Source organism: Bradyrhizobium sp. CCBAU 11430 (genome assembly GCF_028128855.1).
Classification (GTDB): Bacteria; Pseudomonadota; Alphaproteobacteria; order Rhizobiales; family Xanthobacteraceae; genus Bradyrhizobium; species Bradyrhizobium ottawaense.
Window position 1 is genome coordinate 43,458 of record NZ_LBJV01000069.1, and the last position, 14,121, is coordinate 57,578.

Consider the following 14,121-nt stretch of genomic DNA (forward strand, 5'->3'; position numbering starts at 1 on the left):
GGACATTACGGGGAAGGTGTCCTGGGTTAAGTGATTGGCCTCACACAATCGCGGAGCAATTTCGAACCGGCCGGCTGCGATCAACACGCCCGCCGATAGACCCGCAGCGTCACATCCGGAAAGCTCATGCTGTCGAGCAGGCAGACGCCCTTTTCCGCGTCCATGCGGGCGATGAGATCATCGCCGACCCGCGGTCCGACCAGCGTGTGCTGGATCGAACTCGAGACGACGAGGATGTTCGACTGCAGAAGCGCGTCTGCGGTGGCCGCTCCCGTTCGATGCAGCATCTCGCCACGGACGACGAGATTCATCCGCGCCTGCGCCGCATACAACTGAATGGTCGCGGGCGTGACCGGGTAGGGACTCGAAAAGCCGACGTAAAGCGGCCCCGAGGGCGGCGGTTTGACGTCGCGCAGAAGCGACCAGAGACGCTCGGTCGATGCTCGGATGCTGTCCTGCTGCTGCGCGCTCAGCGGCGTCGCCACGCTGAGCTGACCAATCACGACGTGCTTGACGAACAGCGCGAACGCCATTGCGAGCGCAAGCACCCGGCCCGCCGTCAGCAGATGGCGACGGATATCCGTCGCAAGGGCTGTGCCCGCGAGCAGCGATTCCATGGACGCCATGCTGGCGCAGCCATTGAGGACCATCGCGACGATGAACACGCCGTAGAACATTGCGCCGAAAAAGTAGGTCTTGATCTCGGCAACGGACGGAATGGCATAGGCAATCAGCACGGTCGCGAGCAGAACGACGGCATCCAGCACCGCAGCCCGGCCCTGGATCGCAGCGAGCACGAAGCGCAGCAGCATCAAGGCCAACCCGATGGCGAGCCAATAGTGCAGGCCGAACTGTCCCTCTCCACCGATGGAGAAGCGTAGCAGTCCGGGCCAGAAACCTTCGCCCGTCGTCCAGAGGTCGCGCTGGCCGACGAACACGTTGAGAATGTAGGTGACGGTCTCGACCAAGGCGGGTCCGATCAGCACGGCCGTGGTCGCGATCAACGGCAGCACGAACCACACGAGCGAGCCGAGCGCAGTCCTGATCGACAAGCGCAATCCGCCGGCCTGGATGCAATCGACGACCAGCCGGATCGCGAACGCACTGCCGAGCAGAGCGAGCGCAGCCGGGAACGACGTCGGCTTGATGCAGGCGGCGAGTGCACAGGCGACCCCGAGGCCAGCCAGCGACCGGGCGCTGCGCCGGAGCACGCCGCGGTAGACGATGGCACCGGCGGCAAGACCGATGGCAAGTCCCGAGGGCAGATCGGGACGCGCTTCCGTGATCGTGTGCCACAGCACTGGCACGCACACCGCTGCGATCAGACACGATGCGATCTCGAGGACCGGCCGTCGCCGAACCAGCCAGATGATCCCGAGCAGGAAGCCGAAGACGATCACGGCATGAACGAGATAAGGACCGAGATAGCTTCCGGGAAACGACCAAAAACCGGTGGCCGCCACCAGCGTCGAAAACGGCGCATGGTGATGCAGCAAATCCCAGACGCTGCCGGCGACGCCGCGGCTTCCGAAGGCATTCACCCATCTGACCGCGTCGCCGAAATAGGCGACGTCGTCATAGAGCGGCGGAACGGACAACCGGCTGTGCAGCCGCGACGCGTCGAGCGATTTGGAGGCGACGATGGCGGTGATCAACGCCGCAAGGATGACGAGGCCGGGCAGCCGGACCCAGTCGCTCCGATCCGCGGACCCCGTTCCGTTCGCCATGCCCCTGCCTGCCCCATTGCCCACACCCGGCCGGCACGAGGTTGTCACCCATCTCTTAGGTACGATGCGTTACCCATCTCTTCGGGCTGGACAACCTGAGGTGCTGGTGCCGCAAGAGGGATTCGAACCCCCGACCCCGTCATTACGAATGACGTGCTCTACCAACTGAGCTATTGCGGCGAACCCTGCCGGGGCCAAATGCCGGCCCCGATACGCGCGCCCCTGATATCGGGCATGGCCCGAATTGGCAAGGACAAGCCGGATTCGAAATGCGGCTCACGCGCCCCAGCGGGACCAGAATCCGCGCCAGCCGCCGGCCTGGGCCTTGGGTGTACCGATTTGTTCCGTAAATTCATCGCTCGGACCCTCGTCATCGATCCCGGGATCGTCGGGGGCCCGGACGATCGGGATGACCGCAGGAATCGGCGCTGGCGCGGGTTTGCCGAGGTCGGCGTGGCTCCGGAACACGGGGGTCGCCGCGGGCGGCGGTGATTCGGCGGGCTCGGGGGCCGGCTGGACCGGTTCGGCGGTCGCAACGGCCGGCTCGTCCTTGCCCATCGGGGGCAAATTGTCCTGCGCGGCCGGCACTGACGCCGGTGCCGATGCTGGTGCCGATGCTGGTGCCGCCACGGGCGGTTCCGCCGGGCCTTCGCTGGGAGCCACCGTCACCCGCTTCGGCGGCGGGGCCGCCAGCATGGCCTCCTCGAAGGCCGAGGATTCGATCGTGGTCCCCTTGTCCGAAGGCAGGCTCGCGACCGGGGTCTGCCACTGGAACGCATCGAGCCGGCCGGTGACCGGGGAGACCGGGCGCCAACGGTCGCTGACGTAGCCGTCCGCAGTCCAGGCCGGATCGTGACGGGCGCGCACCGCGCGCAGGGTCCAGGCGCGGGCGCGACCGCCATCGCCGTGCTCGGTGCGCTCGATCTCGGCCATCAGCAGCGCGACGCGCTGGGTCGGATCCTTGACATAAGGCGCGAGCACCTCGCGCGCGCGAGCGAACTCGGAGGCATCGATCGCGGCGCGCGCGATCGCGAGCTGGCCCTCGACATGACCGGGCTTGTCGGCCGACGTCTTGGCCGCAAGCGTCTCGACCCGCTGCAAGCGGTGCCACGCGGTATCGCCTAGCTTCACGTGGGCATAGGCATCGGCGAGATCGGGATGCGGATTGGCGATCCAGGCGGCCTCGACCAGCTTCATGGCGCGGCGCACCTGATGCGCCTCGCTCTCGAATTTTGCGGCGAGCACCGCCGCCGGCACCAGCGTCGGCGCCAGCTTGATCGCCTCCATCACGCTCTCGCGCGCGACGTCGCGGTCCATGGTTGCCAATTCCAGCGCGCGTGCAGTGAGCAGGACGCCGCGCTGCCGGCGATAGGTCTGCTTGTCGATCTGCCCCGCAGACAGATTCGAATCGAGGATCGCAAGCGCACCGCTCCAGTCGCCACGCGCGCAGCGGAAGCCGAGCACCGCATGCGAGGCCCAGGTCGAGGACGGCGACAGCTTGATCGCTTCCTCCGCGATCATCACGGCGCCGACCGCATCGTCGGCGCGCTGCGCTTCGATGAACAGGCCGCGCAGGCCAAGCAGGCGCGTGTCCTCGCGCTCGGCCATGGCGCGGAAGACGCGCTGCGCCTCGTCGCGATTGCCTTCGAGCTGCGCTGACTGCGCATGCAGGAGCAGCGCGAGCGGATCATTCGGGGCATGTCGCCGCGCCGTTTCCGCGTGCCGGCGGGCGAGCGCGGTGTCACCATGACCGATCGCAAGCAGACCGTGGGTGATGGCGTGGCGGCCCCGCGCGTGGCGCTTGTCATGGCGGCGGCGGCGCAGACGCCCCGGCGTGCGCCAGATCGTCGTCACGATGCTCCAGACCAGCACGACGGCCGCGGCAAACAGGCCAAGCAGGAACACGAATTTGGGAAGCGTGGTCGAGGCGCGGAAACTGCCCGCGGTCAGGACGAGATCGCCGGGCTGGTCGGCAACCCAGGCCGCGCCGGCCGCCGCCAGCGCGATCAGGACAAGGAAGAGGACGATGCGAAGCATGGCGATCCCTATACGCGCTGATTGTTGCGCGAAGCTTTATTGAGCAGGCTTGACGAGATCCGCCATGGCATCGTCGGCGAACTTGCGGGAAGCGGCGAGCGCAGCGTCGCGGGCATCGGCCTTGTCGAGCCAGGCCTGCGCCGGCGCACGATCGGCCTCGGCCAGCGTCTTGAGCTCGCGCCGCGCTTCCACGAAATCATTGCGCAGCGCCGCTGCCGTCACCCGTGCGACGATGGCGCCGCGATCGTTGCCGACCCCGTCGGTGCGCTCGATGCGGACGAGCTTTGAGGCTCCTGCCTGGAGACGCTCGACGATGCCCGTGCCGCTGGTCTGGGCTTCCGCCGGCGGCGACAGCTTCGGCACGATATTGAGCAGCTCGCGGCTCAGCGCCACCGGCGTCGGGATGCCGGACGCGGCAAAGGCGTCGAGCGGCTTCAGCGCATCGGGCTTTGCCGCCATCGCCCGCGCTGCGGCCAATTGCGACTCGTAAGCATCGCCGTGACGAACGGCGACGTCGAGCAGGGCCGCCGCCACCACATGACGCAGCGGCTTGTCGTCCATCCTCTTCGCATCGGCGATCTTCTCGCCCTGCTGCGCAAGCTCGGCACGTTCGGTCTTGCTGGCGCGCTCGAGCTGGGCGATGCGGTCGCTCAGAGCGGCAAGGTCGGGCGCGGCAGTTTGCGGCGCCGATTTCGCATCGTTCAATGTGCTCGCGGTCTTGTCGGACTGCGCACGCAGATTGGCGACGTCGCTGCGCAAGCCGGTTGCGGATTTCTCCAGCGCGTCGATCCGCGCCGCCATGGCGGGATCGGCGGCGGGCTTGCCGGCCTTGGCTTCGACTGCCGCAACGCGACCGCTCAGCGCATCGACCGTCGCGCTCGTGACTTGCGGGGCGGCCGGCGGCGCCTGTACGGCGGGCCAGCCCAGCAACCAGCCGACCGCGATCACGACCGCCGCTGCGACAGCGCCGGAGAACGGCGCGATGACCCAGGGCGACATCGGCGCGGACGCGACGGAAGGCTGTTCCTCAGCGCGTTCAGACTGCGGCTGGGACTTGGTCTCTTCGGACTCGATCTCTTCGGACTTGGCTTCCTCGACCCTGGTCTGCTCGTGCGCGGCTCGCTCGGGCTCCAGGTGAGCCTCCGGCTCGACCGCCGCCTCCTGCGGCTGGGTCGAGACTTCGGTGGCTTCGAGGTCGATGGTGGGCGGAGTGCGCTTGGCACGGCCGGACTCAGGAGCCAATCCTGAGTCTTCAGGCTTGTCGTCGGCCATCGTGACGGTTCCTCACACTTCCATACGCGGGACGGACCCGATTACGTCGGATTCGGCTCGACCTCTTACGCCAAACGGGTGCGCAACGCACGCTCCAAGGTGGTAAATAAGGCATTTTCGTCCGGTGTCGCAGCCACCAGAACCTGCGACGCGCCGGCATCGCGCAGCACGCTGGCAACAGTCTCGGACAGGCAGCATTGCGGTATAGCCAGCGCCGAGATTTCGACGCCTTCGTCCCTGGCCGCATCCAGGAACGCCCGGGCGCTGCGCCGGGAGTAGTGCAGCACCGCCTCGACGCCGTGAGCGGCAAAGCCCTCGCAGACCTCGCGCGGCAAATGCTTGACCGGCGCCATGCGATAGGTCGTCTGTGTGACCACGCTAAACCCCTCCGCACCGAGCTCGCCGCCGAGGTCGCGCGACAGATCCGCGCCTGCGAGATACAGCAGCGTGCTCTTTTTCTTCAGCACCTTGTCGCGTGCGCTCTGCATCACCTTGTCGCGCAAGGACGCGGCATCGCCGCCGGCGACGATCACCTCGGCAAAGCCGGCGTCGCGCGCCGCAGCAGCCGTATGCTCACCGACCGCAAACAACGGCAACTCCAACAGACCAAGATCCTGCAATTGTGGCGCGACGGCACGGATCGCGTTGGCCGATGTGACGAGGATGGCACCGTAGGGAGCTTCACTCTCGTCATGGAAGGCGACCGGCTCGAACTTGAGCACCGGCGCAAGCAGCACCGCAAGCCCCCGCGCGCGCAGATTTTCCGCCGTCGCCTCATTGTCGGGATGCGGCCGTGTGACAAGAATGGACATCGCTGGTGTTCCCGAACCGATTGGCGGCCACGCATTCGTGAGGAAGCCGCGCGTGGCGATTGCGCAATCTGGCCCCGGAATGCTACCGGACGTACCAGAACTCTGCTTTACGGATGAGCGCAAGGGCGCAAATTGGATAACAATTCGCCAATGCTGGTACTGGGCATCGAAACAACCTGCGACGAGACAGCCGCGGCGCTGGTCGAGCGCGCGCCTGACGGCAGCGGCAGGATCCTGTCCAACATCGTGCGGTCGCAGATCGAGGAGCACGCCCGCTTCGGCGGCGTGGTGCCGGAGATCGCCGCCCGTGCCCATGTCGATCTGCTCGACGGCATCATCGAGCGCGCGATGCAGGAGGCCGGCGTCGGCTTCGCCCAGCTTGGCGGCGTCGCGGCCGCGGCGGGGCCGGGCTTGATCGGCGGCGTCATCGTCGGGCTCACCACCGCAAAGGCGATCGCGATGGTGCACGACACGCCGCTGGTTGCGGTGAACCATCTGGAGGCGCATGCGCTGACGCCGCGCCTCACCGACGGAATCGAATTTCCCTACTGCCTGTTCCTCGCCTCGGGCGGCCATACCCAGATCGTCGCGGTCACCGGCGTCGGCCAGTATGTACGGCTTGGCACCACCGTCGACGACGCGATCGGCGAGGCCTTCGACAAGGTCGCCAAGATGTTGGGCCTGCCCTATCCCGGCGGCCCGCAGGTCGAGCGCGCGGCGGCAGGCGGCGATGCCACGCGATTTGCGTTTCCGCGGCCGATGCAGGGACGCCCCGACGCCAATTTCTCGCTGTCGGGATTGAAGACGGCAGTCCGCACTGAAGCGAGCCGGCTGGTCGAGATCACGCCGCAGGACGTCAGCGATCTCTGCGCGAGCTTTCAGGCCGCCGTGCTGGATTCGACCGCCGACCGGCTGAGCGTCGGCCTCAGACTGTTCCGCGAAAAATTCGGCGCACCGCGTGCCCTGGTCGCGGCCGGCGGCGTCGCGGCCAATCAGGCGATCCGCGGCGCCCTCGATGAGGTCGCACAGCAAGCCGGGACGCAACTGATCATGCCGCCGCCCGCGCTCTGCACCGACAACGGCGCGATGATCGCCTGGGCCGGCGCCGAACGACTCGCACTCGGCCTGACCGACACGATGGAAGCGCAGCCCCGCGCGCGCTGGTTGCTCGACGCCAACGCGACGGCGCCGACCGGCTACGGCAAGACCCGGGCGGGATTCTAGCCATGACCACGTTCCAATCTGTCGCGGTGATCGGGGCGGGCGCCTGGGGCACGGCGCTGGCGACCGTGGCGGCGCGGGCGGGACGGAGCGTCACGCTCTGGGCACGCAATGCCGAGCATGCCGCGCGGATCGCCTCGACACGCGACAATCCGCGACTGCCCGGCGTACAGATCGCGCCGGAGATCGTCGTGACCAGCGATCTGGCGCTTACCGCACGCGCCGACATGTTGCTGATCGCAACACCGGCGCAGCATTTGCGTGGCGCCGTCAACATGCTGGCCTCGCATCTGACAGGGCCGGTGCCGATCGTCGCCTGCGCCAAGGGCATCGAGCACGGCACCCATAAATTCATGACCGACGTGATCGCGGAGGCCGCGCCGCACGTCCAGCCCGCGATCCTGTCGGGTCCGAGCTTTGCCGACGATGTCGCGCGCGGCTTGCCGACGGCGGTGACGCTGGCGGCAGGCGATGAGACGTTGGCGAGCGCGTTGGTGCAGGCCCTGGGCTCACCGACGTTCCGTCCCTATCACTCCACGGACATCCGCGGCGTCGAGATCGGCGGCGCAGCCAAGAACGTGCTGGCGATCGCAGTCGGCATCGCGGTCGGGCGCAAGCTGGGGGCCTCCGCCCAGGCCGCGCTGACGACCCGCGGCTTTGCCGAGCTGACGCGCCTCGGCCGCGCGCTCGGCGCACGCAGCGAAACGATCACCGGCCTGTCCGGCCTCGGCGATTTGATCCTGACCTGCTCGAGCCCGCAATCGCGCAATTTCATCCTTGGCCTTGCTTTGGGCCGCGGCGAGCAGCCGCCTGCGGGCAGGCTTGCCGAGGGCGAGTTCACCGCGCCGGTGCTGATCGAACTCGCAGCTTCGCAAAACGTCGAGATGCCGGTATCAGAAGCCGTCGCGTCGATCCTGAGCGGCCGGAGCACGATCGACGCCGCAATCTCGGCACTGATGACGCGCCCCTTCAAGGCAGAGGAATGACGTCTTCTCGTCATGCCCGCGCTTGTCGCGGGCATCCACGTCTTGATATTGAATTGATGGCAGAGACGTGGATGGCCGGGACAAGCCCGGCCATGAGGAATGGATAGGGCGCGCGCGATGAACTACTGGCTGGTGAAATCCGAACCGTCGGTGTGGTCCTGGGACCAGCAGGTGGAAAAGGGCGCCAAGGGCGAGGCCTGGACCGGCGTGCGCAATTACACCGCGCGCCAGAACCTCGTCGCCATGAAGAAGGGCGACAAGGCATTCTTCTATCATTCCAACGAGGGCAAGGAGATCGTCGGCATCGCGGAGATCATCAAGGAGGCCTATCCCGATCCGACCGACAAGACCGAGAAATTCGTCTGCGTCGATATCAAGGCCGACAAGCCGTTGAAGACGCCGGTGACGATGGCGACGATCAAGGCCGAGAAGAAGCTCGCCGACATGGCGCTGGTGAAATATTCGCGCCTGTCGGTGCAGCCGGTGACGGCGGAGGAGTGGAAGCTCGTCTGCAAGATGGGCGGGGTTTAGCCGCAGGTGCGGCCTTAATTCTCCGCCGTCGTCCCGGACAAGCGCGCTCTTAGGCGCGCGTAGATCCGGGACCCATACTCCGCAGCAATCGTTTTGCGAGGACTCGGGGTTACCAGCGCGTGCTACAATATAATTTGGTGGTTATGGGTCCCGGCCCTCGCCGGGACGACACCGAGAGTTTGGCACGGCCATCGCACAACGACCTGCAATACCCGCGCTCACATCTCCGGCAGCGCAAACACCTCGCATGGCGCAGCAATGCCGCGCAGCGAATGCGATCCGAGCGCGATCAGCGGCATGTCCGTCTCGGCGGCGAGCGCGCCCGACACCAGCACGGTCCGCCCCAGCGACTTGCACAATCCCTCGAGCCGGCTGGCGAGATTGACGGCGGGACCGATCGCCGTGAAGTCGAGCCGGTTGGCGGCGCCGATATTGCCCCACAGCATCTCGCCCAGATGAAGTGCGGCACCGAATGCCAGCGGCGACAACCCTTGAGCGCCGCGCTCCTTGTTGAGATAGACCATGCCGGCCTCGGCCGCGCCTGCGGCACGCAGGGCGGCATCGCACGCGCGGCGGGGCGATGCCTCGACCACCGGAAAGATCGCGAGCACGCCGTCGCCGATGAATTTCAGCACCTCGCCGCCAAAGGCGTGGACAGCGCCGGCGATGCGATCGAACCAGGCATCGAGCGCGGCGATGACCTGCGCAGGCGGAGAGGTTTCCGACAACGTCGTGAAGTTGCGGAGGTCGGCATAGAGCAGCGCGGCCTGAATGGTCTCGCCGAGATCGCGGCGCAGAGGTGCCGCCAGCACCCGCTCCGCGCTCCGCTTGCCGAGATAGGCATCTAACGTCGCGCGCAACGTGGCGCGCGCGGCCAGCACGGCGAGGGGCGTCGCGGCAAAACGCGCGGCCTGGCGCAATTGCCCGATGTCGTCCGCGGTGAACGGACGCGGCCCGATCCAGCAAAGCTGCGGCCCATCTGGACGTCCGGCGATGTCTTCGTGGACGTCGCCGCGCGCGATGTCGCGCAGCCAGCGGCGACCGGCATCGTTGGGCGGATCGGGCGCCAATCCGCCCGGCGCGAAGCCGAGTGCTTCGATTACCTGGCCGCTGTCTGCACGCCACAACCAGGTCCGCTTCGCGATCAGCGGATGCGGCACCTCCAGCGTCAGGGCGCCCCCCGCAAGCGGCACGCCGTCGGCGACCAGATGGGCGGCGAGTTCCGCAAGCAGGCGATCAGCTCCGGCGCTATCCGAAGCGGCATCGACAAGCCAGGCGAGGGTCGGGGAGAGCTGCATGGCTCGATCATGGCCAAGGCGGGCCGCCCTTGTCACGGGCAATCCTTGACGCGCCGCTTTGGCGCCGCCATGTGCCAATGGCAGCGAAGGGATGATCGCCGATGACCGAGCCGTTCATAGTGCGACGCGAGACCCAGATCGCGGCACCACGTGCCACCGTTTTCGCCTATCTGACCGACCCCGAGAAAATCCTGAGCTGGATGGGCTCCGATGCCACCACGGAGCCGCATCCCGGCGGGCTTTATCTGCTCAAGGGCATCGGCCCCCGCAGCGGCGTCGCCCGCGGCGCCTTCCGCGAGGTCGTGCCGGTGCATCGTCTGGCCTACACGTTCGGATGGGAAGGCGGCCAGGAGGTACCGCCCGGCTCGAGCCTGATCGAGATCGACCTGATCGAGCGCGACGGCGGCACGCTGCTGCGCATGACCCATAGCGGCCTGCCAAGCGAAGCGCAGGCCGCCGCGCACGCGACGGGGTGGGCGCATTATATGGAACGGCTCACGACCGCAGCCGCAGGCGGCGATCCCGGTCCCGACAACGGCGTCTCGCCCAAGTCGTAGCTCTCGTAGGGTGGGCAAAGGCGCACTTGCGCCGTGCCCACCATCTACCCCAACACCGCAACAGAAATGGTGGGCACGCTTCGCTTTGCCCACCCTACGGCAGTGTCGTTACACCGCGGCTGTCGCCACCACCTGCGCCAGAAGCTGCTCGCGCCTCGCCTGCGAGCGCTGGCCCTTCATGGTCGCGGCGAAGCGCTCGAGGATGCCGTCCTCGAACGCGGTGACGATGGTGTCGTGGACGTAGCTCTTGCGGCAGATCGCCGGCGTGTTGGAGAGCTTGTCGGCTGCGGCGCGGATCGCGTCCAGCACCTGCTTCTTGCGGCCGCGCTGGCTGGTCGCCGGCGTGATTCGCGACAGCGATTCCACGACGACGGCAGACGCCATCAGCGTACGGAAATCCTTCAGCGAAATCTTGATGCCGGCGATCTCGCGCAAGAACGCGTTCACCTGCGTGGTGTTGACCGCGCGCACGATGCCGTAGGCATCGCGATACTGGAACATGCGCTTGCCGGGGACGCCCTGCAAAATGCCGATGGCGCGCACCAGCTTGGCCGCATCGCACTCCTTGCGCACCGCCTTGCCGCCCTTCGCCTTGAAGGTCAGCACGAAGCTGTCGTCCTCAAGGGTGACGTTCGACTTCAGCAGCGTGGTGGCGCCGCGGGTGCCGTTGAGGCGGGCATAGGATTCATTGCCGGGACGGATCGCAGTGCGCGCGATCAGCTCGATCACGGCCGAGAGCGCGAATTCACGCGTCGGCTCGTCGCCCGACAGGAACGCCGAGACCTTGCGCCGGATCTTTGGCAGCGCGCCGACGAGCTTTTCCAGACGATGCGCCTTGCGGTGCTCGCGGACCTTCTCCCAATCGGCGTGATAGCGATATTGCAGCCGGCCTGCGGCATCGCGGCCCACGGCCTGGAGATGCAAGCTCGGATCGGCGGAGTAGCGCACCTCGCGATAGGCCGGCGGCACCGCCATGGCGTGCAGCCGGCGGATGGTGCGGGCGTCGCGGATATGTGCGCCATTGGGACGCACGAAGGAATAGCCCTTGCCGCGCCGGATGCGGCGGATGGTCAGCTCGTTCTGGTCGCCGAGCCGCAGGCCGAGCTCCTTGGCAAGCGCTTCGACCGTCGCCGCGGGCGCCGTGTCGAAGGCCTTCTTCGGGCTAGGACGCCTGAAAGCGGCGGGTTTCGGCCATTGTCCGAGGGCTTTGGCCAGTGCAATGGCCGCAGGATCGGCTGAAGCGGGCCGTATCGTCCCGAGATTCTGCTGATCCATCATAGTCTTATGCCTTAGCCCTGTCTGTTACCGGTCAATGCCGCTGTTCTGATTTTTGTTCCGAAGGGTCTCTTCGGACCCGGGTTGGCCATTTAGGGTGTTCCGAACACTATTGCGAGTCCCGAATCGGTGAGGGTGGTTTCTAAATACCTCCATTAATGCATGGGGCCCCTGCGCCGGCCTGTTCCGCGGAGCTGGGCAAGGCCCCGAAAGCCGCCCGCCGGCTTGTTTCAGATCTGCGACAGTCACAGCAGGTGGCCTTGATCCTCCGCATGGCCGGCCGCCCGCCGAAGGTCCAGCTTGTGCTCCTTGTCGGGCCCGGTTAGCCCGACGCATAATCAGTCAATGATCAAGTCGGCTCGCCGGTCGCTAGCGTTCGGCCTGCCGTATGTGGAGGGAAGCATGTCCGAGAAGATCTACGACGTCCCGGCGGAGTGGGCGAAGCGCGCCTGGGTCGACCAGGCCAAGTACAAGGAGATGTACGCTCGCTCGATCTCGGACCCGAATGGTTTCTGGGCGGAGCAGGCCAAGCGCATCGACTGGATGCACGCGCCGACGAAAATCGAGAACGTCTCGTTCGCGCCCGGCAACATCTCGATCAAATGGTTCGAGGACGGCATCCTCAACGTCGCCTACAACTGCATCGACCGCCATCTCGCCAAGCGCGGCAACCAGACCGCGATCATCTGGGAAGGCGACGATCCCTCGCAGTCCAAGCATATCACCTACCAGGAGCTGCACGACGAGGTCTGCCGGATGGCCAACATCCTGCGCACCCGCAACGTCAAGAAGGGCGACCGCGTCACCATCTACCTGCCGATGATTCCGGAAGCGGCCTATGCGATGCTCGCCTGCGCGCGCATCGGCGCGATCCACTCCGTGGTGTTCGCGGGGTTCTCGCCGGACAGCCTCGCCCAGCGCATCAATGACTGCAAATCCAAGATCATCATCACCGCGGACGAAGGCCTGCGCGGCGGCAAGAAGGTGCCGCTGAAGGCCAACGTCGACGCCGCGCTCGCCAAGGCCGACGACGTCGACTGGGTCGTGGTGGTCAAGCGCACCGGCGGCAAGATCGACATGAACCCGACGCGCGACCTCTGGTATCACGAGGCGGCGGCGATGGTGACGACGGAATGCCCGGTCGAGCACATGCACGCCGAGGACCCGCTGTTCATCCTCTACACCTCAGGCTCGACCGGCCAGCCCAAGGGCGTGCTGCACACCTCCGCCGGCTATCTCGTGTTCGCCTCGATGACGCATCAATACGTCTTCGATTATCACGACGGCGACATCTACTGGTGCACCGCTGACGTCGGCTGGGTCACCGGCCACAGCTACATTCTCTATGGGCCGCTCGCCAATGGCGCGACGACGCTGATGTTCGAAGGCGTGCCGAATTACCCGGATAATTCCAGGTTCTGGAACGTCATCGACAAGCACAAGGTCAACATCTTCTACACCGCACCGACCGCGATCCGCGCGCTGATGCAGTCGGGCGACGAGCCCGTGAAGAAGACATCGCGCGCCTCGCTCCGCCTGCTCGGCTCGGTCGGCGAGCCCATCAATCCGGAAGCGTGGGAGTGGTATCACCGCGTCGTCGGCGACGACCGCTGCCCGATCGTCGACACCTGGTGGCAGACCGAGACCGGCGGCATCCTGATCACGCCGCTGCCGGGCGCGACCAAGCTCAAGCCGGGCTCGGCGACGCAGCCGTTCTTCGGCGTGGTGCCTGAGATCGTCGACGCCGACGGCAAGGTTCTGGACGGCGAGACCTCGGGCAATCTCTGCCTGACGCGGTCCTGGCCCGGCCAGATGCGCACGGTCTACGGCGACCATGCCCGCTTCGAGCAGACCTATTTCTCGACCTATAAGGGCAAGTACTTCACCGGCGACGGCTGCCGCCGCGATGCCGACGGCTATTACTGGATCACCGGCCGCGTCGACGACGTTATCAACGTCTCCGGCCATCGCATGGGCACCGCGGAAGTCGAGAGCGCGCTGGTGGCGCATGAGAAAGTCTCCGAGGCTGCCGTGGTCGGCTTCCCGCACGACATCAAGGGCCAGGGCATCTACGCCTATGTCACCCTGATGGCCGGCATCGAGCCGACCGACGACCTGCGCAAGGAACTCGTCACCTGGGTGCGCAAGGAGATCGGCCCGATCGCATCCCCGGACCAGATCCAGTTTGCGCCGGGCCTGCCCAAGACCCGCTCCGGCAAGATCATGCGCCGCATCCTGCGCAAGATCGCCGAGGATGAGCCGGGCAGCCTGGGCGACACCTCGACGCTGGCCGATCCCGCCGTGGTCGACGATCTCGTCAGGAACCGGCAGAACAAGAAGTCGGCGTAAGCTTGCTCTCCTGCCCCGGACGCAGCGCAGCGCGCACGTCGCGGTGCGCTGCTGAG

General features: G+C 66.7%; 11 protein-coding genes and 1 tRNA gene. 5 read left to right on the top strand and 7 right to left on the bottom strand.

The genetic code is table 11. The features are described 5' to 3' along the window. Window positions 1–80 precede the first annotated feature (80 nt). From XI04_RS28595 to XI04_RS28615, 5 genes are all read right to left on the bottom strand, one after another. Window positions 81–1,727, bottom strand: a complete 1,647-nt coding sequence (locus XI04_RS28595; RefSeq protein ID WP_271610606.1) for a hypothetical protein — start codon at window positions 1,725–1,727, stop codon at window positions 81–83. A gap of 104 nt (window positions 1,728–1,831) precedes the next feature. Then, window positions 1,832–1,907: transfer RNA gene (locus XI04_RS28600), tRNA-Thr, on the bottom strand. 96 nt (window positions 1,908–2,003) lie between these two features. Beyond that, window positions 2,004–3,764 (bottom strand): heme biosynthesis protein HemY, encoded by a 1,761-nt coding sequence (locus XI04_RS28605; RefSeq protein ID WP_271610605.1) that lies wholly within the window; start codon window positions 3,762–3,764, stop codon window positions 2,004–2,006. Between the two features lie 36 nt (window positions 3,765–3,800). Continuing rightward, a complete protein-coding gene (locus XI04_RS28610; protein WP_271610604.1) occupies window positions 3,801–5,036 on the bottom strand; it encodes a COG4223 family protein in 1,236 nt (411 codons plus the stop codon). A gap of 65 nt (window positions 5,037–5,101) precedes the next feature. Beyond that, window positions 5,102–5,848: a uroporphyrinogen-III synthase gene (locus tag XI04_RS28615; RefSeq protein WP_038972985.1), complete on the bottom strand. Its 747-nt coding sequence runs from the start codon at window positions 5,846–5,848 to the stop codon at window positions 5,102–5,104. Between the two features lie 150 nt (window positions 5,849–5,998). On the opposite strand from XI04_RS28615, the gene tsaD reads away from it, so the two are divergent. The 3 genes from tsaD to XI04_RS28630 all read left to right on the top strand — a co-directional run bounded on the left by tsaD (window position 5,999) and on the right by XI04_RS28630 (window position 8,586). Continuing rightward, entirely contained in the window at window positions 5,999–7,072 is a 1,074-nt protein-coding gene (gene tsaD / locus XI04_RS28620) for a tRNA (adenosine(37)-N6)-threonylcarbamoyltransferase complex transferase subunit TsaD (protein ID WP_271610603.1), read from the top strand. A 2-nt stretch (window positions 7,073–7,074) separates the two neighbouring features. Next, on the top strand, window positions 7,075–8,055 hold the full coding sequence (locus XI04_RS28625; protein WP_271610602.1) for an NAD(P)H-dependent glycerol-3-phosphate dehydrogenase: 981 nt from the start codon (window positions 7,075–7,077) through the stop codon (window positions 8,053–8,055). A 117-nt stretch (window positions 8,056–8,172) separates the two neighbouring features. Beyond that, window positions 8,173–8,586, top strand: a complete 414-nt coding sequence (locus XI04_RS28630) for an EVE domain-containing protein (protein WP_028139323.1) — start codon at window positions 8,173–8,175, stop codon at window positions 8,584–8,586. Between the two features lie 218 nt (window positions 8,587–8,804). On the opposite strand, the gene XI04_RS28635 is transcribed toward XI04_RS28630, so the two are convergent. Further along, window positions 8,805–9,884: an adenylate/guanylate cyclase domain-containing protein gene (locus tag XI04_RS28635; RefSeq protein WP_028139324.1), complete on the bottom strand. Its 1,080-nt coding sequence runs from the start codon at window positions 9,882–9,884 to the stop codon at window positions 8,805–8,807. 101 nt (window positions 9,885–9,985) lie between these two features. Here XI04_RS28635 and XI04_RS28640 point away from each other — a divergent pair, with 101 nt between their 5' ends. Beyond that, window positions 9,986–10,441 carry an SRPBCC family protein gene (locus tag XI04_RS28640; protein WP_028139325.1) on the top strand — a complete coding sequence of 152 codons (456 nt, stop codon included), beginning with the start codon at window positions 9,986–9,988 and terminating at the stop codon, window positions 10,439–10,441. A 108-nt stretch (window positions 10,442–10,549) separates the two neighbouring features. On the opposite strand, the gene XI04_RS28645 is transcribed toward XI04_RS28640, so the two are convergent. After that, on the bottom strand, window positions 10,550–11,719 hold the full coding sequence (locus tag XI04_RS28645; protein WP_028139326.1) for a DNA topoisomerase IB: 1,170 nt from the start codon (window positions 11,717–11,719) through the stop codon (window positions 10,550–10,552). Window positions 11,720–12,118: 399 nt separating this feature from the next. Here XI04_RS28645 and acs point away from each other — a divergent pair, with 399 nt between their 5' ends. Next, window positions 12,119–14,065, top strand: a complete 1,947-nt coding sequence (gene acs / locus XI04_RS28650; RefSeq protein ID WP_028139327.1) for an acetate--CoA ligase — start codon at window positions 12,119–12,121, stop codon at window positions 14,063–14,065. The last annotated feature ends 56 nt before the right edge of the window (window positions 14,066–14,121 follow it).

Bases quoted from the DNA above. Each gene is read 5' to 3' on its own strand.
- XI04_RS28645 (WP_028139326.1), bottom strand. From the start codon at position 11,719: ATGATGGATCAGCAGAATCTCGGGACGATACGGCCCGCTTCAGCCGAT.
- acs (WP_028139327.1), top strand. From the start codon at position 12,119: ATGTCCGAGAAGATCTACGACGTCCCGGCGGAGTGGGCGAAGCGCGCC.
- XI04_RS28615 (WP_038972985.1), bottom strand. From the start codon at position 5,848: ATGTCCATTCTTGTCACACGGCCGCATCCCGACAATGAGGCGACGGCG.
- XI04_RS28635 (WP_028139324.1), bottom strand. From the start codon at position 9,884: ATGCAGCTCTCCCCGACCCTCGCCTGGCTTGTCGATGCCGCTTCGGAT.
- XI04_RS28595 (WP_271610606.1), bottom strand. From the start codon at position 1,727: ATGGCGAACGGAACGGGGTCCGCGGATCGGAGCGACTGGGTCCGGCTG.
- XI04_RS28625 (WP_271610602.1), top strand. From the start codon at position 7,075: ATGACCACGTTCCAATCTGTCGCGGTGATCGGGGCGGGCGCCTGGGGC.
- XI04_RS28640 (WP_028139325.1), top strand. From the start codon at position 9,986: ATGACCGAGCCGTTCATAGTGCGACGCGAGACCCAGATCGCGGCACCA.
- XI04_RS28605 (WP_271610605.1), bottom strand. From the start codon at position 3,764: ATGCTTCGCATCGTCCTCTTCCTTGTCCTGATCGCGCTGGCGGCGGCC.
- XI04_RS28630 (WP_028139323.1), top strand. From the start codon at position 8,173: ATGAACTACTGGCTGGTGAAATCCGAACCGTCGGTGTGGTCCTGGGAC.
- tsaD (WP_271610603.1), top strand. From the start codon at position 5,999: ATGCTGGTACTGGGCATCGAAACAACCTGCGACGAGACAGCCGCGGCG.
- XI04_RS28610 (WP_271610604.1), bottom strand. From the start codon at position 5,036: ATGGCCGACGACAAGCCTGAAGACTCAGGATTGGCTCCTGAGTCCGGC.